This is a genomic window from Oligoflexus sp. (genome assembly GCF_035712445.1).
Taxonomy (GTDB): Bacteria; Bdellovibrionota_B; Oligoflexia; order Oligoflexales; family Oligoflexaceae; genus Oligoflexus.
On record NZ_DASTAT010000045.1, the window covers coordinates 1 to 19,161 of the forward strand.

The following is a 19,161-nucleotide window of genomic DNA, read 5'->3' on the forward strand; positions in this document are numbered from 1 at the left end:
AGAAGGTGGATAGTCTGGAACCCAAGCCTTTTTTAAAGCAGGAAGCCAGCAAAACGGATAAGTCCGCGCTGGAACGCTATGTCCTGGTTCAGTTCATGACCAGTCCGGGTTTTATTGCTCTTCAGGATAAATAACAGTTGGGTCTTTAACGAATATACGCTGTCAAAGGAGACGTTTTATGCAAAGTTTCAAAGGTTCTCGTTGGATTGCCTTGCTCTTGGCCGTCGCACCTGCTCTGGCAAGTGCAGAAACTCAAAATGGTTACGTAAAAAATCCGGACAAGGCGCAGCTGAAGGAAGAAATTCTGTCCTTTACCGACCTCGCTCGTGATCTTCACGCAGCCAACAGCACGAGTGATTCCACAGCCTGCGGCAAGCTCGAAATGGTCTGGGACCGCATCGAAGCCACGGCGCAGGAGCCTGATGCTCTTTATGCTCCTGAATCTGATTTCAAAGATGTCGTGACCTTCGGTAACGGTTCGGCTCTGCGCTTCTGGAAAATCTTCGCAGGCTGGACGAAGTTCGACTGGGCTGGCAACAACGCCAAGGACTCGGACTTTTACGGCAGCGAAATTCGCCCCTATCGTGAAGGTCACCTGCGTGACACCGTGCGCCTGACCCACCGCTTCGGCGTGAACGTGAAGCTGAGTTATGTGCCGCTGGAAGGCGCTGCCCAGCTTGGTTTGACCGGTCAGTACGCAACCCGCAACGACTGCGTCCTCGGTCGTCTGTCGAGCGCTGTTCCCACCAGCGTCAAGGATCGTTTTACACCTGCGATCGCTGCGAAATTCTTCGTCGATGGCGCTTCGGAAAGCCAGGTTCTGATCGCGCAGCATGATATCGGTGGCCAAAGCTGGGAAAAAGACGCCAACGGTGAAGCCATTATCGACAATAACTTCTATTCGAAGTACCTGTCGAACCGCTTGAGCTTTGAAAAGGGCAACCTTTCCGGTGTCGGCGCCTTCTCCCGCTTTTTCTATACGGCGCAGTATTTCTCGCGTCACATCCTGGGGCTGAACTATATCTTCGATCCCCGTGAGCTGCAGGCCAACCACCTGGCGGAAATGAATGTGAACGGCCAGAAAGTGGAAAATCCCAAAGGCCCACGCTTTGTGTGGATGGTTCCGCCCAGCGCTGCTACCAAGGAAATGTTCCGTCAGAAGGCTCAGGCCGACCTTGACTTCCGTCGTCACTTCCTTGCTTTGAATGGTTCTTTGGAACTCGGCCAGGCGCCTCTCTTCCTGGTTTACGGTTCGGACACCTGGACCTATGAGCCTGAAAAAGAAGCCACGCTGATCGGTAAGCTGGTGGTGAATTCGAACTTCGTCGTATCGGAAGCTGCTGACATTCGCCTTTTCTATAAGCACGCGATTCAGTTCCAGAAGATTCCTGACGCGGAAGGCGAAAAGAGTCCTTACACCCAGGACTATGCGTTCTCGGATTGGAAAGATGAACTCTTCACCAGCGACTGCAGCCTTGGTGTGAAGGAAAAAGAAGTCTGGCCTTTGAACCTTGTGGCGTTCTACGGCAAGGAAAGCACTTATTCGAGCCTGAACTTCGAGCAGGGCGCGCTGGATGGAACGTTCCTCGTCAACGCGACTGTGAATCCTGCCCAGCTTCGTCTGAGCCGTAATCATGAATGGTGTCTGGCGAAGTTCGTCGAGAAGAAGCTGAAAGCGGACAAAGCGAAGAAGGAAGCCAGCGGCGAAAGCGGCAGCAACCCGATCGTGGAAATGTTCAAAAAGCTCTGATTGAATTGAGGCCATAGAAAAACCCCGGTCGGCACGAGCCTTCCGGGGTTTTTGTTTTGAAGGTGTTTAGCGGCGGTTGCCGAGCAGTCGCATCAGACTCAAGAAGAGGCCGATGAAGCTCATGTACATGTTCAGGGCCGCGCTGTTGACGAAGACCTCGATCTCGTCATCATGAGCGGTTTTCAAAGCCAGCTGCCAGGCGACAGCGCGGAGTTTTTGGGATTCATAGGCGATGATGGCTGCGAAAAGAAGCGTGCCGATGAAGGCGTGCAGACGAACAGCGGCGTCCATATAGGGCTGCAGAGCCGGAATGAAGGACGCGAGGAAGATGCCAAGGCCGTAGAGCATCAGCATCAAGAGGGCGGTCAGGGCAAAGGTTCCGATGGGGCCGAGATCGCGTTTGGTCGTTTTTCCGTAAATGGCCAGACCCGCGAAGGCGCCGCCGGACAGCAGGGCGACCATCAGGATGGAATCGAGGGTATAGAGAAGACCAATCAGGCCGAGGGTCAAACCCGTGATCACCGCATAGACGGCGAAAAGCACGCGGGCCAAAGCCGGTTTCATGCGGAAGACCGAACCCTGAAAGGCAATGACTGTGAGGAGTTGGGTGCCAAAGATGCCCAGAGTCAGACCGCGACCCATGGTGGTGAGGCCGCTTAGAAGTAAACCGGAGTTCAGGGACACATAGCCGACCACGGCCGAGGCGACCAGGGCGAGGATCATGCGGACGTAAACATCCGTCACAAATTTCGTGGCTTTGGCTTTCGTGATGTCAGTTTGAGTTAAGGTCGTGGCATGCATGATCAATTTTTCCTTGATAAAGTGAGTGAGACGCAGGCAAGGACGTCCTTACTTTCCCTATATTGCATCGGAGGTTAAACCTCAATGTGAGATGACGGCTGGCGTGAGATGGCGGCATGAGATGACGGCTGGCGTGAGATGGCGGTATGAGATGACGGCTGGCGTGAGATGGCGGCAGGCGTGAGATGACGGCATGAGATGACGGCTGGCGTGAGATGACGGGCCGGCTTGGAACGACGGCCCGGTCCCGCCAGAGGCGGCCCCTGTCACACCACAACATCGGATGACGCTTTCGCAAGGCCGCTGGTGTTGTCCCGCTCCTGGCGCCAGGGCGCGAAGCGCGCCAGCATCAGCATGCCGGGGACGGCTATGATGGTGCAGAAAGTGAAAAACCAGAACCAGCCCATGCTGCTGGCCAGAAAGCCGGTGACGGAACTTAAAAGGACACGGGGTACACCCATGAGGCTTGTCAAAAGTGCATATTGAGTGGCCGTAAAGCGTTTGTTGGCCAGACTGGCCATAAATGCCACGAAGGCTGCAGTTCCCATCCCCGAGGCGAGGTTTTCGAACGATATCACACCGCCGAGCAGCACAAGATCGTGACCGCGCGAAGCGAGTAAAGCAAAGCCTGCGGTGGACGCCATCTGCAGAAGACCAAAGAGCCAGAGGGCGCGATTGATACCGATTTTGAGGAGCACAACACCACCGACGAAGCCACCCAAAAGTGTTGCCCAGAATCCGAAGAGTTTGACGATGGCCCCGACTTCCGTTTTGGTGAAGCCGAGATCGAGGTAAAAAGGAGTCGTTAAAGCCGCGGCCAGGTTATCGCCGACTTTATACAGAAGGATAAAGCACAGCATCAACCAGGCCTGATCGCGATTGAAATACTCCTTGAAGGGTTCGACCACCGATTCCCGCAGGCTGCGCGGTGGTGCTTCCGTCACAACAGGTTCAGGAATGAAAAGCGTCGCGATGATGGCCGGAATAAGGCAGGCGCCCATAATGAAAAAGACCAAAGACCAGGGCAGGATATCCGCTAAAATCAAACCGCCGCCGCTGACAGCCAGCATGCCGAGCCGATAACCATAAATATAATAAGAAGAACCCAGGCCCAATTCCGCCGTCGTCAAATCCTCGCGGCGATAGGCGTCGATCACGATATCCTGGCTTGCGCTGAAAAATGTCACAAGAAAGCCCACGCCCACGAAAGTCCAAAGTCCAAAACTCCCCTGGGCGGGATCGGTCAGGCCCATGCCCCAGATCGCAAGCATCAGAAGAACCTGGGTGGTCACGATCCAGCCGCGGCGCCGACCCAGAAAGGGCAGGGCATAGCGGTCGAAGAGCGGAGCCCAGACAAATTTCAATGTATAAGGTAGACCGACAAGGGACATCAGGCCTATGCTTTCGAGGCTGACCGATGCATCTTTCGCACGCGCCTGCATAAGGGTAATGGTGATAAGGAGCGGCAAGCCGGAGGCGACACCCATAATGAAGGCGGTCAGCAAGCGGCGATTGACGAGCTGGCGAAGGGTAAACATGGAATGGTCTCTTCAGAAGTGACTGAAGTTTCCACTTTAGCAAAACAGCTGGAATCGGGGAAGGGGCGTTAACGGGAGCCGATCGAGAATTTGCCTTCTTCGGCGCGGTCGCTCATGTTCACCCAAATATTCTGAACGGCGTTGTTGCCGTCGATAAGAGCGCTGACCTCAGTCACTTCCTTTTCGCTCATGGGAAAGCCAAAAGAATAACCAGCAGGACAGGCCTCGGCCGCTGCCGCGAAGACCCCTTTTGCAGTACTGATCAACCAAGGGTTAGCGCTGCCGCTGCTCAGACTGCGGCAGAGAAAACTCGAAACGCGGGCCCCACAGGGAATATCATTCATGCGGCCGTAGGTACCCGAGACAAGGCCTGTGCGATTTTGATGATCGACTTTGGCCGCGAGGTTTCCGAATTCCACGCAGTCTTCACCCTCGGTCCCACTGAGTATCTGATTATTGGGTTCACCACCGAGCCAGAACGAAAGCACGGGCGTGATCACGAGCGGCGCTGTGATAGTGGTCGTCAGAGAAACAGACGTTGCGTTGTTGGCACTCAGCACGACCTCGACCCGATTGAATGCGAGAGTCGCAGTCGTTTCGCTGACAGTCCATTTGAGATTCGCAAGATCTTCCATAGTGATGGTCAGTGCGGTGCGAACACCTTTGGCATCGACTTTGAAAAAATCAGCCTGGGTGATGGCGCTGCTGACTTCCGCCACAGGTCCGATATCGCAATCCATCTGATAGGACGCGCTGGCTTGAGCCTGGCCGTTTTTATAAAGACAGGTAAGAAATGCTCCGCCTACCGAAACGGGTTCACTCGCTGTGGTCGACTCGTTATAGGATTCACCTGTTTCCAAAACAGTCGTGTCAACCGACTGCTCGGTGCTTTCCGAGGCGGCTGTTGACGCTGTTTCGCTGGTGCTGCTGCGGCCTTCCATCACGCGACGGCCTGGATTGCAGGCGATCGTGCTCAGAAGAAGGGCCAGCCCTAAAATAAGTCGCATGACGTCCCTTAAAATAAAAACAAGCGTTCGACGTATCTTGATATGAAAAGGTATCGGTTCGATATCGAGATTGCTATCGCAGGCTGCGGCTTCCCAAACAAAATCGGGAGATTGGCAGCTTGTTTAAAAAGGGCGGGACTCGCGCCAAGGGCCTTGGACGAAGGCCCATTGTTACGCCAGGTAAAAAACTTCAGTGCTCGGCAAGGACGGTGACCGCGCAGCCACGGGTGGCGACCGCGAAGACTTCTGCCCACAGATCATTGAGGCCGCTTCTGAAGACGATAGCGCCGTCGTCTTCCCGTTCCCATATGAGCCAGCCCACGGACCGCCCTTCCGGATCCTTATAGCTGATCGCCTCCGCTTCCGTACCGAAGATCATGGTGGCCGCGTCCGTTCCTTCTGGAAAGGCCCGTGCCTTGGCCACCGTCCACGCTTCACAGGTCAAACGCGGACTCCATTGCCGCCAGATCTGATCCACGATAAAGCGCTGGCCCCGCAGCTGACCGCTGGCCAAAACACCGAGCGAGCCATTCAGCATGTCGTCGGCCCGGGACGGTTCCATTTGAAAATTCACAGCATCCGCTTTTGAAAAATCGAGTGTCGTGAACGCGCGCGCTTTTTTCTGACGCTCCACCTGTTCCAGCACAAAGCCTTGTTCGCTGCGACGGATGCGATAAAGAGGTCCGCGAATGTCCGTATTGCGCCAGCTGTCCCAGGCGGCTTCGATGATGAAGACCGTGCCTGTGCTGCCGCTGGCGAAGCGACCCCGAAACACCGAACGGCCCTGACCTGAAAGAACGCCGTCCTGACATTCCCAGTCGCAGTCGGACGGCGGGACGACCTGATCCACCACGCAGCTTTGGGCATGGGTCTGGGTATCTGGACAGAGAAGCTTGCGACCGTTCACGCCGCGCAGGGTCCAGGTTTCGCTTAGGCCATTGGGCCTTGCCGTCATTTCCACATGAACAGAAGGTGCCGCGGCCTGGGCCATGGCGCTCAGGGAGCCGACGAGGACGGTCAAAAGAATATGCTTCATAGGGACTTCCTTGGGTTTTCAGGGAAAAGGACCTTACACATTCTGATGAGGGATGCCAAGCGGGGGAAAGCGGCCTTTTGAAAAAACTCGCCTTGCCCGGCTGATTCCCCTATTGTGATCAACGGCTTGTGCAGGAGGCTTTGTATGCGAGCAGCTCTGTGGCGAACATTCTGTTTAATGGCCTTAAGCCTGACGCTCTCGGGCTGTGGCATTCTGGAATGGAAAGAAAAGGCGCTGGACGCCCTGGTGTCACGCATTCCACCGGATATGGAAGTCGGGCTCGGCGAAAAGGTTTTGCCGACCGTCCTGCCGCCCGAGGCCATTCTGAAAGATCCTGTTCTGCAGTCACGTTTGGAAGGTCTTTTAAAGCCTTTGATCGACCGCAATGGCATCCATCAGCCGCCGATCAAAATTTATATCAGCCGCGATGATGAACTGAATGCCTTCGCTCTGCCGGGTGGGATTTTGATTTTCAACCGCGGCATGCTGCTGGCAGCCGGCAGCGCGGAAGAGATCCTGGGCGTCGCTGCGCATGAGCTGGCCCATGTAACCGAAAAGCATGTGCTGAAGTCCATGATCCAAAGTTTAAGTCTGGCCGCCATTGTCAGCTTTTTCCTGGGGGACGTGTCGGAACTTGGCGCTTACATTCTGCAGCAGAGCCAGATGCTTTTGCAAAACGGCTTCACCCGCAGCCAGGAAGGGGAGGCTGATCGCATCGGCTTTGATTATCTGATCGCCGCGGGCATTCATCCGAAGGGCATGAGCCAGTTCTTTCAAAGGCTGGAGAAGAGAAAATCGGAAGGGGCGGATTCCCCCGCCGAGACTCGGAAGCTTGAACGGGTGAGCGTTTTTCTGTCGACGCATCCTTTGACGGCTGAACGCATCCGCATGGTCGAGCAACGCATCGCCGGCTTAACCCCGCAGGAGATCAAGGCGCTGAAGCCGGTGCGCTTCGATCTTAAAGATTTCCAGCAGCGCCTCGCTCAGGAGTCGCATTGATTTTTTCATGCGTGACGAGCGCCTGCTTCAGCACCCGATAATAACCTTCATCCTTATGCACGAAGGCATCGATAAAAGACGGTAGCCCCAGGCCACCATCTTTTATCACGGAGGAGGAGCTGATCAGGACAACAGTCTTGCCCGCAAAGAAGGATGCGAGATAGGCTGCGACCTCCATGCCGCTCATGAACTGCATGTTCTGATCGACAATGATGATGTCGTAGTCTTTCATACCGAAGATAAAGCCGATCTCTTCCACCGACTGCACCACATCCAGGTTGATATTCAGATTATCCGCCGTGCGTTGCAGAATATGCCCGAAGATGGGGTCATCATCGATCAGAAGGATACGCAGTCTTTGTCTCTTCATGCCTGTCCTCCCACAGCTCACAGAATCACCTTCGACCCTGCTCCGGCGGACATTGAATGTGGCGGCGAATTAAGAAACCTTTCCCGTCTGACACCGTGATATCTTAATAAAAATAAAGCCTTGGAAGGATTGTGACAATCTTACCATTTCATATTTTAACTTAATGGTTCCTCGTTGGAGCACCGATAAGAATTCCATGAACAGAGGATGAGGTTTCCATTTGCGCTGCTATTTCATGCTTTTACTTTTGCTGCTGAATACAGCCTGCGGTTTCAAGCGGATTGGAGACTTCTATTTCGATAAGCGATGTCAGCGGGACCTGCCAGGAATCTGGTCAGGGGATTCGTGTCCCGCAAAAGCCGAGCTGCCTGCAAACGATCCCCTGGATGACGACAAGGGCCAGGGTCAGGAAAGCCAGGAAGAGGCTCCCTGCGCGCTCGCTATCAACCCTTCGCTCTGCATACGCGATGGCATTGAAGATTCGGTCTGGCGTTCTCAGGAACATACGGCCCACATCGCGCTCGGTTATAACCTGAGCTTTCAGAGTTATTATGAATTCAAAACCGCTGGCCAGTACACCCATTATCTTTTTTTCAAGCATCCATTTTTGAATAAGATCTACTATGAAAAGCGGGAAGGTGCTCTTGATGTTCAGCCCAATGATCTTGTGGATTCTCTTGTTTTCTCGCATACGCTGAACTTTCGTCTGACGGCATCGAGCTGCTTGGCTGGCTCCCGCCCGTCCCTGTTTCGGCTCTTTGATAACAGCAACCTATCGCATATCGCACGCAATGATTATCAGCTCACCCTCAGTTCACCGGACCTCTGCAGTGGGACAGTTTAAACAAGGGGGAATTGACGCAGATGCTGAATGCCAGTCAGGAACTTTGTTTGTCCGACGAAGGGATCCGATCCCTCACGCCCCGCTTGAATATCCCGCCCGAGGTCGAGTTCATCCTTCAGTCGCTGTAAACATCCCCCATTCAAGCTACGCAAAGGATGGATATTTTCAAAAAACTTTCCTAACGGAAGGTCGCGCCTTCCCCTTCCTGACGTGAACATTTAAAGTCAGCTCGTTTGCTTTTTATACTCTAGGGGGGCACATATGTATTCATTCCAGGGCAAGGGGGCGTGGTCCGCACGGCGACCCTTATTCCACAGTATCATCATGCTTGCGATGCTGCCATTCAGCGCTGAGGCGTTGGCTGAATCCTGGTATTTTCGGGGTACAGCCAATCAATGGAAGGCTGCGCCGCTTCAGATGGATGCGGCGTCCCAAACGCAAAGCATCGAAATCGACTTTGCCAGGCAGGATAAAAACGCGCGCTTTAAACTCGATCGCTTTGCAGACTGGACGGAAAGCGTTCCGGCTCAAGATCTTCAAGTTGAAGACTGCAGCCGCGTGCGCATCACCTTCCGACCGGCGAGCCGGGCGGTTGACGTGAAAAAGATTGCTGACCTTCGCGAAGGAGCCTGTGCCCCCGTCGCGGCTGAACCTGCACCCCAGCCGGCACCTGCGCCCGCGCCGCAACCGGGCGGGCCTGACTTCCGCTCGGAAACGATTTATTTCGTTTTAACGGCACGCTTCTATGATGGCGATCCGAATAATAACTATTACAACCGCGATCGCATCAAACTCGGAGATCCGCACTGGCGTGGGGATTTCAAGGGTCTTATCCAGCAGCTGGATTACATCAAAGACCTGGGCTTCACCGCGATCTGGATCACGCCGCCGGTCGAAAACCGGAGCGGTCTGGATTATCACGGCTATCACGCCTATGACTGGAATCGCGTCGATCCTCGCCTGGAATCACCCGGTGCCAGCTATCAGGATTTCATCGATGCGGCGCATGCGAAGGGCCTGAAGGTTATTCAGGACGTGGTCATCAACCACTCCAGCAACTATGGTATCCGCGGCGAAGTCTGGATCGACCGCCTGCCTATCAAATACTACCGGCCTCAAGGCGGCAGTCCGATCAAAAATGATCCTTATAAGGATAATCTCGGTGACTACCTGAGCGATTTCCGCGAAGACAATGATAATCCCGTGGCCCCGGCCTGGTTCCGTGAACGTCAGAACACGGATCCCGCAGGCGTGAAACCTTTGGTCGATCCCAAGAGCGGCGTGACCGTTCCCCTGGCTGGTTACAATCCCAATCGCTTTTTTGGAATAGATGCTCAGACGCTGGATCCAAACTGGTATCACCTGGATGGATTCATGGCGGGCGGCGACTGGGAAAGTCCCAAATCCCTGCAAAGAAAACATATGGCCGGCGACACGATTGATCTGGCCACCGAACGGCAGAACGTGAAGGATTATCTGAATTCCGCGATCCACCGTTATCTGGATATGGGCGTCGACGCCATCCGCCTCGATACCGTGAAGCATGTCGAGCGGAACAATCTTTTGGAATACGTGGATGACTGGAAGGCCTATAAACCAGGGCTTTTCGTCTTCGGCGAGAACCTTGTGAAAGGCACGGGCCTGGGCCAGGAACTGAGCAATGACAATGCACCCGCTGCGATTCGTCCCTGGTGGTATACCCGTCGCGGCAACGATCCGGCGAATCCGCGTTCCGGTCCTGACTCCGGTTTTTCCGTTCTCGATTTCTCGCTCTTTTCCACCTTCCGCGATAACATCCGCGGTGGGAATTTCGGTGGAGTCGGCGGGATCCTCGGTTGGGATTGGATCTATGGTGATGCCACGCAGCTCGTCACCTTCTTCCAAAACCACGATGTGGGACCGGACAACGATTTCAAATATCGATTCCAAGGCGAGACCTGGAAGGCGGCCCTGGCCTATAACCTCCTTTGGACGATTCGTGGTATCCCGACCCTTTATTACGGCGAGGAGATTGAATTTCAAAAAGGCCTGCCGCAGGATATCGAAGGCGGAACCATGACCCTCGATCAAACAGGACGCGCTTATTTCGGGGACAATCTGAAGCCGGATCGTCTGGCCACAACCAAAGGCCACCCCCTGTTCGGCCATATTAAAAGATTGAACCAAATTCGCCGCAGCATTCCCGCTTTGCAAAAAGCGCCGATGAGCCAGGTGCAGGAATGGGGTGGAGGCATGTCCTTCGTTCGCGACTTTAATAACGGCTCAAGCTATGCCGTGGTTGGCCTGGCCGGCGAGAGCGCGCAGTCGATCACCGTCAATGGCGTGAAGAACGGCAACTATCGCGATGCGATCACAGGTCGCGAGGTCACGGTTCGGGACGGTACGCTGTCCTTCACCGTGAAGGACCGTTCGATCGGAGTTTACGTTCTGAATGGTCCCGGTAAAATCGGGACGGACGCGGTCTATCTGCGCTAAGACTCTGACTCAAAAAAATCCCCCAGTGCCGCCCGGTGCTGGGGTTTTTGTTGACCGAAGCCTCGCGAAATTTTTCCTTTTCCTTTCCACGAAATCCTCCGAAAACTCAACAGGACTCCACCTCTATTTCGCGAGGGTTTTTCCTTTTGATAAAAGGCTTCCACTTCATCTGTCAAATCTTCGTCCTGCTCGGACTTATGGGAAGTCCCGCTTGGGCTGACGCGGATGGGATTTGGGAATTGAACGGGGAACCGCTTGAGCAGGTTCTTTTAGGACGCAAATTAAGCGTCCTGCACGACCCTGAAGGGCGGATGACCCTGGAGCAGGTGGTCCAGCCATCCCATGCGGGCGAATTCGTTCCGCAAACGCGGGATATTGTGTCAAAAGGCTATTTATCGAAGGGTGTTTTCTGGGCCCGCATGACCGTTCGCAACGGGACGGATCGTGCCCTGCCTTTATTTGTGATCTCGCGCTATGCGACGGTTGATGAGCTTTCCCTTTATGAGGTCAAGGCCTCGACCGAGCCAAGGCTTCTTTGGGCCCTTGGGGACATCCTTCCGTCCAAGGATCGTCCCATCCATCACCGTCTGCCGATCTTTCCGATCACGGTGGAGCCTGGCGTTCATGACTACTATTGGAAGATGGAAACGACCAGCGCCGTGATCTTCTCCCTGGAAGCCTGGTCACCGGATAGGTTTTTGAATCACGAACTCGCGGAACAGCTTTTCTATGGCGCGATCCTTGGGATCTGCGTGGTGATGTTCCTCTATAATTTCTTTGTCTTCATCAAGTTCTCGCAGACTTCCTATTTTTACTATAGCTGCTATATCCTCAGTTATCTCAGCTTCTACCTTCTCTATAACGGTTTCGCCTATCTTTATTTCGAGCCCGGGGCCATGCGCGACTGGTGGATGCGCGATGGCATCTATGTGGTGATCGATCTGATCTCGATGACCGCGGTGGCGTTCTCGATAGCTTTTTTGAATCTGAAGGGCAGTCAGCCTAAAATCTACCGCTTCTTTCGCAGTCTGCAGGTCCTCTGCCTTATCAACATCGGCAACTGGCTTCTCTTCCGTTCCTCGTTCTTTGCGCTGCAGTGTACGCTTGCCTTGAATTTCAGTCTATCCTGCGTCCTGATCGCGGTCGGTGTTTATCGCATGGTCAGCTATCGGCCGGCGCGTTTCTATGTTCTGGGATGGACCTTCATCCTGCTCGCCAATATCCTTACTCTTCTGAGCAACAATGCTGTGATCCCGGTAACGGGCTGGGTACAGTGGGTCCAGCCCTTCGGAGCCGCAGCTGAACTCGTTGTGCTGTCCCTGGCGCTCGGGGATAAGTTCGCCCTTTTGCAGGCTGAGCGGGAGGCAAGCCTGGAGGAGCAGCAGCGCCTGCAGGCGATAGCCTTCGACGCCGAGAAAAAAGCCCGGGAAGCCATACAGAACACCTTGGATGAACAGCAGCGCCTCAACGAGCAGCGCGATCAGCTGGTCGCCAACACCAGTCATGAACTTCGGACGCCTTTAAATGGAATGATGGGCCTCGCCCAGGCCATTCAAAGGCGGGAACAGGATAGACTGTCACCGGACTCCTTGAAGAGCCTGGATGGTATCGTGCGCAGTGGTCGGCGTCTGGCGGCTTTGCTCGGGGACCTCCTGGACTTTTCCCGCGGCGAGCGGCATGTGATGCCTCTTTATAAGGGCTCCACCAGTCTGCACGAGCAGACCGAACTTGTTTTCGAAATTCTGCGTCCGACCCTCGACAGTAAACCGATTGAACTCGTCAATCTGATCGGCAGTGACGACATCATCGTTCTTGCCGATCCAGATCGCCTGCAGCAGGTTCTGTTCAATCTTGTGAGCAATGCGATCAAGTTTACTCAGCAGGGGAAGATCAAGGTCTCTGCTTTGGCTCAGGATGGTCAGGTCACGATTCGTGTCAGTGACTCAGGACCCGGCATCGCAGCCGAGGATCACGAACGCATCTTCGCCGCCTTCACCCAGGCGGACGGAGGCATAGCCCGGCGTCATGGTGGTCTTGGCCTTGGTCTTGCGATCGTCAAACAGATCGTCGAAGCCCATGGTGGAACAGTGGGAGTGCAGTCAGTGCCGGGCTTTGGCAGCACATTCTGGTTGACGATGGCACAAAGCCAGGACAGCGACGTGCCCAGGCATCAGGGCGATCCCCAGTTCATGGCCCATCGCGTCGCAGGCTTTGAATCCCAGATGGAAGCTTCGCCCCGGTCGCCTGCTTTGGGCGCAGTGGTGCCGAGCGGATTTATGGATCGGGATGAACTCCGTTCCAGCCTTGATATCCTGATCGTGGATGATGAACCCACAAACCGGCAGGTGCTGGAGGAAATCCTGCGCCTGAGCGGTCATCGCACGGAATCTTTGGGCGATGGGCCATCGGCTTTGGAGGCCATTCGTCATAAAAAGAAATTCGATGTGATCCTGCTCGATATCATGATGCCCGAGATGAGCGGCTATGATGTCCTGCGGCAGCTGCGGCAGCAGTATAACGAAGCGGAACTGCCGGTGATCGTCCTGTCGGCCAAGGCCTTGGAAAAAGACCTGCTGGCGGCTTACGCCCTGGGTGCGAACGATTATATCCTGAAGCCTTTTTCCGCCATGGAAGTCGACGCGCGGCTGCATCATCAGGCCCGTTTGAAGGCGGCCATTCAAAAGAATCAAAGCATTCAAAACGAAAGTCGCCTTCTGAAAGACGCCCTGAAGTCCGTCGAGGATCAACTGCAGCATGCTGAACGCCTCGCCTCCATGGGGGCTGCGACCGCCGGGATTGCGCATGAACTCAGCAATCCCCTCATGCATTTCAAAACCCTCATGCAGTGGCTGAGACAGGCTGCGCAGGTCTCGGTGAAAGATCCGGCGGATTTGAGCAAGATCCTTGGATACTGCGACCTTGCGGATCGAGCCATCCGTACCATGCTCGGCATCACCGAATCCATCAAAGTCGTCATGCGGAGCCGATCGCAGGATGATGCGCTTTATGAAGTGGATCTGATCGTCGAGGACGTCGTGAATATCCTGCATCATAAACTGAAGTACTTTCATTTCACCCGCATCATCGAGCCCGGTCTTTGGTTTAAGGGCCGGCGCAGCGATCTGGTGCAGGTCATCATGAACCTTCTAAGCAACGCCGCGGACGCGGTCAAAGGCCGCAAGGATGATCAGATTCATCTGTCGATCCAGAAATCCGGGGCCAGCCTTATCCTGCGGATAGAAGACAGCGGTGACGGTATACCCGCATCCATTCGGGAAAAGATTTTCGAACCCTTCTTCACGACCAAGGAAGCGGGACAGGGCACAGGTCTTGGCTTGTCCGTCGTACGCTCCATCACCACGCGGCTGGAGGCGGACATGCAGATCACAGACAGCGCGAGCTACGGGGGCGCGTGTTTTATCATAACTCTGCGCGCAGCGTGACGGGAGATTCATGCGTTTTTTTGTGGCCATCATCTTAAGCTTCGCGATCACGCGAGTCCTCGTGGCTGGGGATGACGGTCTTGAACTCTTTTCCCTGAAAGACCCGCATCATGAGCTGACGCCCGAGTCGATCGCCGCGCAGGATGCTGCCCTGCCTTGGGAAAAGCAGCCGGATATGAACCCGGGCTTTGGCTACTACAAGGGATCGGTCTGGTTGAAACTTCGCGTGCCGCGCGAGAGCCTTGTCGGTGATCAGCTGATCCTTGAAATGCGGCACACGTTCCTGGATGAATTCCATCTTTATCAATTCCTGGACGGTCACTGGCAGGAGCAGAAGGCTGGCACACAGATTGAGCGAAAAAATTGGCCGATGGATACGCGTTTTCCGAGCTTCACTCTGAAAGCTGGGACGCTGGATTACGCTCTGATTCGCCTGCGGTCTTTGACGGCTCTGCAGGCGCCTCTGGTGTTGCGTCACACCGCGGATCGCGAGACGCAGAGGACCTGGGATGCTACGCTTCAGGCCTTCTATTACGGGGCTCTGCTGGCTCTGACTCTTTATAACTTTCTGGTGTGGACGATCACAGGCCTTCGCGTTTATGGATACTACGTCGGCTTTCTGGGTGGCTACGCGCTCTTTCAATTGGCCATCAGCGGCATAGGCTATCAGGTGCTCTGGCCGAATTTTCCCGCTGCCACCACGCCCTTTGTCCTGCTCGGGGCCTTGAGCGGTGAATTATGCTCCAGCCTCTTCGCGGCGCGGCTGCTCGATATCACCGGCCGCATCACGCAGTGGTTCAAGGTCTATCTTTGCTCCTGTTCGATTCTGGTTCTGGGGCTGAATATCATTGGGTTTCGGCAGCAGGCTTACTGGAGCCTCATGCTTCTGACGATCGCGCCCTGGATTCTTTATTTGGTATGGCTCGGCTTTCAAGGGATCAAACGCCGGGAACGCGTGGCCTATTGGTATGCAGGCGCCTGGCTCTTCTTCATTCTGGGTTCTGCGGTCACCCTCCTGCGCTCGGGCGGCCTGATCGTGAACAATATGCTGACGCAGAATGCGCAGCAGATCGGTTCCGCTATTGAATTCATCCTCCTCTCCTTCGCCCTCGGCGATCGGATCAAAACCCTGCAGGAACGCGTGCAGGCGGAGCATCTGCGGGCCCTTGAATCGGAGCGGCTCGCGCGTGATGCCGATCAAAGGGCTTTGGCCGCAAGCCAGATCGCTCTGAAGGAGCAGACTCACCTTGTCGAGCTGAAGGACCAGTTCCTGGCGAATACATCCCATGAACTGCGCACACCGCTCAACAGCATGATCGGGCTCTCCGAGAATATGCTTCTGAGGCGGGAACTGGATGCGCGAAATCGCGAGGATGTGCAGCATATCTGGACGGCATCGAAACGGCTTTATCAGCTGGTCAGCAATATCCTCGATTTCTCTGCGCTGCAGGAGGACATGCTGATGGTGGAGTCCAGCGATATCAGGTTGAAGCCCATCATTCAAAAAGTGTTGGATCAGTTCGCCGCCGAGGCCGCAGTCAAGGGCATCAGCTTTGATCTGAGCGGACTCGATCACGCCGCGCACTTCATTCAGGGCGATCCCTATCATGTCACGACCGTTATCCACACCATCGTATCCAACGCCGTGAAGTTTACCGTCCAGGGTGAAATCGCCCTGATTTGCCAGGAAAAAGGCGATGGGGTGCAGCTGGCCATCCGCGATACCGGCATTGGAATTCCCGCGGATCGCCTTTCCAATCTCTCCCAGCATTTTGTGCAGGCGGACGGTGGGGCTGGACGGGATCACGGCGGCACTGGGCTCGGACTGGCTTTGGCCCATGGACTTTTGAAAAAGCTGGGCGGAAGCATGGACATTCATTCGCAGGTGAGTGTCGGGACCACGGTGGTGCTTCATTTCAAGAAGGCCAGCGGTGAGGCCCTGGATCAGGATAAGGTCACGATTGCCCCCCTTCATCCAGCGACATCTGAGCAAGGCCAGAAGCCACGAGCACCCGCGCCTCGGCCTTTGGCCCTTGTGCAGCCCGAGCCTTCGAGTCGAGGCAAGCCCACGCAACATGGGCATTACCGGCTTTTGGTGGTCGATGATGATGCCATGAATCGGGCCGTTCTGCGCAATTTTCTGGAAGATCATCCCTATACTCTGGTCGAAGCGTCGAGCGGTCCTGAGGCTCTTGATGTCTTTTATAATGAAAATAATTTTGATGCCATCCTCCTGGATGTCATGATGCCTGGCATGACCGGCTATGAAGTGTGCCGGCATATTCGAAGGACGCATGATATCTCGCTCCTGCCCGTGATCATGCTCACGGCCAAGCAGCAGGCGCAGGATATCGTGGAAGGCTTTGAAGCCGGTGCCAATGATTATCTTTTAAAGCCGATCCATCGCGACGAACTCTTCGCCCGCATGAATACGCACCTCAAGGTTTCGCGGCGCTCTCTGGCCATGAAGCGTTTCGTGCCCGAGGACATCATTTCGCTTTTGGGGCATGAGGACCTTGCGGACGTGAAGCTGGGGGACGCGGTGCAGCAGAATCTGGCCATCGTCTTTGCGGATATTCGCGGCTTCACCGGGACGATGGAGAACATGCCGCCGGCTGATACTTTCAGCTGGCTCAATCGCTGCTATGCGATCCTGGGCCCGGAAATCCGCCGCGCGCAGGGTTTTATCGACAAATACATCGGCGATGCGATTCTAGCTCTGTTCCCGCAGGGTCCTGAAGGGGCTGTGGAAGCTGCGATCGCCATGCAGAAGGGTCTGGCCGCCACGGGCAATTACTGGCTGGGAATGGGCATTCACAGCGGCCCCACGATGATAGGAACGCTGGGTGAACCGGAGCGCTTTGAAGCCACGGTCCTGTCCGATGCTGTGAACGTCGCGTCGCGCATTGAAATGATCAGCAAGGCCTTGGAGGTGCGGGTCATTGCCTCCGAGGAGCTGCGCAAGTCGCTGAAGAATTCCAATCAATGGACCTGGCGCTATCTGGGGCCTTTTCAACTGAAAGGCCGGAGTTTGCCGGTCATCCTCTATGAACTTTTGGATGCCGAGCCGGAGATGATCACCCGCAAGCGGACGCTGATCGACTTTGAAAATGCTGTTCATAAACTGATCGAGAACCGCGTTCTGGAGGCGCTGCTCTTGCTCGAATCCATCGTCCGCAGCGATCCGCGCGATCCTGTCGCCCGATTTTTCTATGAAAGGGCCCAGCAGCTCATGGAAAAACCGCAGGACCAGTCCCACGGTTTTCATGTGGCGGATCTCAAGTCAGCCTGACGAAGCAAAAATTCTCCGAATTTTAACGCTGTTTTGCAATTTCCAGCTTGCCCGTTGCCGCAGAGCCTGGAAAAATGTACGCACAAGATACCCTCATACTTTTGAAGCCCAGAGGGCGTTGCCTCGGGAGGGGCAGTTCGCATGTTTGATCATATGTTCAATAGTTCATCCGGCTCGAAGATTCTTATGCTGATCGGCGCTCTGATTGTGATGCTGGCCCTTTTTGAAGGCATCGTCAGCTATCACGATCGCAAGGTCTGCGAAAGCGCGGGCGGCATTCACACCAGCATCGGTTGCGTGGATCGCGCTGTCTTCAAAATGCGCTGAGGGGCCCCTTGGAGCCCCCTTTGCCTTTAAAGCGAAGCGGCGCGCTCCTCCGCCGCTTCCCACATCTTCAGATAAGCTTCGGCGGATTGCATGAGGGAATCTATAGCCTGCGTTCCTTCACGGGCGTCCACCTGTCTGATTTCTTCGATCCATTCGGCTAAAAGCCCGTAATGCGCGACCCCTTCGCGATCGTAATCAAAGCGGCGCGAGCCCGTGACGGGTGGCAGGAACGTGACCTTGCCGTCGATGGAGGGGAAGGGATAGGTGATGCTCAGGTCGTCCTCGCTGCTGGCCTGGGTGGAGACGCCCTGGATGTCACTGCCAATGCCCACGCCCGAATCCGAATGGAAGGCGCTGCGTTCTTTTCTATACGCAACCAGAGCCTGGGCGACCTCCCGCGGTCGTCCATTGGAAGCGGCCATCAGCCCACCGAGGCGGAACATGCGCTGGCGGATTTCGGGCAGGTTTTCGATCCAGCCGTGGGACGAGACAAAGCCGGGATACTGCAGCTCCTCAAGAGCATCGAGCGTTCCGAGCAGAGTGGGGTAGCTCATGTGATCGATCTCAAGGATCATGCCCTTTTCCGCGACGCGCTGGATCAGATAGCGGCCGATGTCCTGGAGGGGGCGTTTATTGCAGGCTGCGGCGTTGCCCTCGAATTCCTTGTATTCCGGCAAAGGCTTCAGTTTATCCAGAAAGACCCAGCCGAGGAGTTTGGCTGCGAGTCCGCCGACCACGGGCACCTTCTGAACGGTTTCCGTCAGGAAGCTGAAGTCCTCGTCGATGAATTTTTTCATGCTGCGAATGCCCTGGGTGCCAGATACTCCGCTGGGACAGGCTTCCAATTCCCAGTAATGGCCGCCGATGGGTTTGAAGAGCAGCTTGGAAGGATTCAAAAGATCGGACAGATGCTCGACATGGCTGGTGCTGAGTTTGCTCGTCAGATGCATCCAGGCCCCGTTGCTGCCGCCCTGGGGCCGCGTGCCGCCAAAGGCATTGTCGAAGCGATGGATGGGAAAGAGCGAGCGGACCCCCATCTTATAAAGCTCGTCGAGTTTTTGATCGACAAAGGCTTCATTGCACTGCTCGGACGATTCGGTGCAATCGAAGAGCGTTCCATATTCGCTGCCCAGAACAACAGCCAGTTTATTGCTGGCTATGATTTCGCGGGCCTCGCGCGAGGAATTGGCCACACGGAACCAGCCGCGACCGGGACCGCCTTCCTGGGCATCAATGTAGTCCTGGAGTTCATGGATATAACGCACCTGCTGACCGACTT

At 55.3% G+C, this 19,161-nt stretch carries 12 protein-coding genes and 1 pseudogene; 7 read left to right on the forward strand and 6 right to left on the reverse strand.

The annotated features are described in order from the left end of the window. Positions 1–178 precede the first annotated feature (178 nt). Positions 179–1,750: a hypothetical protein gene (locus VFO10_RS09275; protein WP_325139311.1), complete on the forward strand. Its 1,572-nt coding sequence runs from the start codon at positions 179–181 to the stop codon at positions 1,748–1,750. Between the two features lie 66 nt (positions 1,751–1,816). On the opposite strand, the gene VFO10_RS09280 is transcribed toward VFO10_RS09275, so the two are convergent. The 4 genes from VFO10_RS09280 to VFO10_RS09295 form a co-directional block, all read right to left on the reverse strand. After that, positions 1,817–2,551, reverse strand: coding sequence for a Bax inhibitor-1 family protein (locus tag VFO10_RS09280; RefSeq protein ID WP_325139313.1), 735 nt, complete (start codon positions 2,549–2,551; stop codon positions 1,817–1,819). A 266-nt stretch (positions 2,552–2,817) separates the two neighbouring features. Beyond that, a complete protein-coding gene (locus VFO10_RS09285) occupies positions 2,818–4,089 on the reverse strand; it encodes an AmpG family muropeptide MFS transporter (protein WP_325139315.1) in 1,272 nt (423 codons plus the stop codon). A 68-nt stretch (positions 4,090–4,157) separates the two neighbouring features. Further along, entirely contained in the window at positions 4,158–5,096 is a 939-nt protein-coding gene (locus tag VFO10_RS09290) for a hypothetical protein (protein ID WP_325139316.1), read from the reverse strand. Between the two features lie 190 nt (positions 5,097–5,286). Further along, positions 5,287–6,132, reverse strand: coding sequence for a hypothetical protein (locus VFO10_RS09295; protein ID WP_325139318.1), 846 nt, complete (start codon positions 6,130–6,132; stop codon positions 5,287–5,289). Between the two features lie 144 nt (positions 6,133–6,276). Here VFO10_RS09295 and VFO10_RS09300 point away from each other — a divergent pair, with 144 nt between their 5' ends. Further along, complete coding sequence (locus VFO10_RS09300) at positions 6,277–7,131, forward strand: M48 family metallopeptidase (protein WP_325139320.1); 855 nt, start codon at positions 6,277–6,279, stop codon at positions 7,129–7,131. Here VFO10_RS09300 and VFO10_RS09305 read toward each other — a convergent pair. Beyond that, positions 7,091–7,501, reverse strand: coding sequence for a response regulator (locus tag VFO10_RS09305; RefSeq protein ID WP_325139323.1), 411 nt, complete (start codon positions 7,499–7,501; stop codon positions 7,091–7,093). The genes VFO10_RS09300 and VFO10_RS09305 overlap by 41 nt on opposite strands. A gap of 220 nt (positions 7,502–7,721) precedes the next feature. On the opposite strand from VFO10_RS09305, the gene VFO10_RS09310 reads away from it, so the two are divergent. The 5 genes from VFO10_RS09310 to VFO10_RS09330 all read left to right on the forward strand — a co-directional run bounded on the left by VFO10_RS09310 (position 7,722) and on the right by VFO10_RS09330 (position 17,882). After that, positions 7,722–8,345: a hypothetical protein gene (locus tag VFO10_RS09310; RefSeq protein ID WP_325139325.1), complete on the forward strand. Its 624-nt coding sequence runs from the start codon at positions 7,722–7,724 to the stop codon at positions 8,343–8,345. A gap of 261 nt (positions 8,346–8,606) precedes the next feature. Further along, positions 8,607–10,820: an alpha-amylase family glycosyl hydrolase gene (locus VFO10_RS09315; RefSeq protein WP_325139327.1), complete on the forward strand. Its 2,214-nt coding sequence runs from the start codon at positions 8,607–8,609 to the stop codon at positions 10,818–10,820. A 146-nt stretch (positions 10,821–10,966) separates the two neighbouring features. After that, complete coding sequence (locus VFO10_RS09320) at positions 10,967–14,263, forward strand: ATP-binding protein (protein ID WP_325139329.1); 3,297 nt, start codon at positions 10,967–10,969, stop codon at positions 14,261–14,263. A gap of 10 nt (positions 14,264–14,273) precedes the next feature. Continuing rightward, entirely contained in the window at positions 14,274–17,555 is a 3,282-nt protein-coding gene (locus VFO10_RS09325) for a 7TM diverse intracellular signaling domain-containing protein (RefSeq protein ID WP_325139331.1), read from the forward strand. A 141-nt stretch (positions 17,556–17,696) separates the two neighbouring features. Continuing rightward, complete coding sequence (locus VFO10_RS09330) at positions 17,697–17,882, forward strand: hypothetical protein (RefSeq protein ID WP_325139333.1); 186 nt, start codon at positions 17,697–17,699, stop codon at positions 17,880–17,882. 26 nt (positions 17,883–17,908) lie between these two features. Here the strand turns inward: VFO10_RS09330 and VFO10_RS09335 are convergent. Continuing rightward, positions 17,909–19,161: pseudogene (locus tag VFO10_RS09335) on the reverse strand (hypothetical protein); the annotation flags it as partial.